Annotated in this window: 2 protein-coding genes; both read right to left on the reverse strand. The window is 57.4% G+C overall.

What is annotated here, in order from left to right; genetic code table 11:
• Positions 1-58 precede the first annotated feature (58 nt).
• Positions 59-532: an arsenate reductase ArsC gene (locus tag EGI20_RS18735; RefSeq protein ID WP_498632224.1), complete on the reverse strand. Its 474-nt coding sequence runs from the start codon at positions 530-532 to the stop codon at positions 59-61.
• A 2-nt stretch (positions 533-534) separates the two neighbouring features.
• The gene (locus tag EGI20_RS18740) at positions 535-903 is read right to left on the reverse strand and encodes an ArsR/SmtB family transcription factor (protein ID WP_498632222.1); all 369 of its coding nucleotides are present in this window, start codon (positions 901-903) and stop codon (positions 535-537) included.
• Positions 904-1,102: the final 199 nt, after the last annotated feature.

Consider the following 1,102-nt stretch of genomic DNA (forward strand, 5'->3'; position numbering starts at 1 on the left):
CGAAAATCTCGATTTTTTTCATATCAATAATCCTAATAATGTTGAAATGTTAATCACATCAGAAGACTTCACGGCCGATACGATCCAGCTCGGCCTTAAGCTCACTGCGATCCATGCTTGCCAGCGGCAAGGCCAGCAGCGCCTCGATGCGCGCACGCAAAGTGGCGTAGGCCGCAGTAAAGGCCGCGTCGATTTCGCTGTCCGTGCCGCTCGCATGCGCCGGGTCTTCCACCCCCCAGTGCGTACGCAGCGCCGGGCCCAGATAGGCCGGGCAGGTTTCGCCGGCGGCGGATGCGCACACGGTAATCACGATATCGGGGATAGCCGGCAGCGCATCCCAGCTCTTGCTGCTTAGTCCATCGATCTTCATGCCTTCGCGCGCAAGCAGCGCGATCGAGCGCGGGTGAACATAACCTGCCGGCTGGCTGCCGGCACTCATAGCCCTAAAGCCTTCCGGTGCCAGATGATTAAAGGTGACTTCGCCAAGAATGGAGCGGCAGGAGTTGCCGGTACACAGAAAAAGAATATTCATGCTTAAGATTCCAGCTTAGGAGAAACAGGGGGCAAAACGGTGTCCGGGCAGCACGAAGCGGCACGCGCATCGAGACACTCCTCCGGCTTGCCGCTGCAACACTCGGCGGTGAGATAGGCGATCAATTCCAGCATCAGCGGCAGATTGGCACGGTAGCGCTGAAAGCGTCCCTCCTGCGTCACCGATACCAGGCCCGCATGCGTCAGTGCCTTGAGATGGAAGGACAGCTTGTTAGGCGCAAGATCCAGCACAGCGGCAATTTCTCCGGCCACCAGCCCTGCATGACCATGTTTGACCAGCAGGCGAAAGGCGTCGAGGCGGATGCCGGAGGACAGCGATTCGAAAATGTGGGTAGCGGTTTGGTTTTCCATGCTTCAACAATACAACTAAAGTTGAAATGTTGCAATATCAAAAAGCGCCCGAAGGCGCTTAACGGAGCTGGCCGCGTGAACCGCTGCGCTTACAAATAGTCACGCAAGCGATAGTAGGCCATCCCCAGCACCAGTGCCGGCGTACGCAGCAGTTTGCCGCCAGGGAAATCGCGGTGACGCAACTTGCCGAACAGATCAA

The organism is Aquitalea sp. S1-19, from assembly GCF_024343515.1.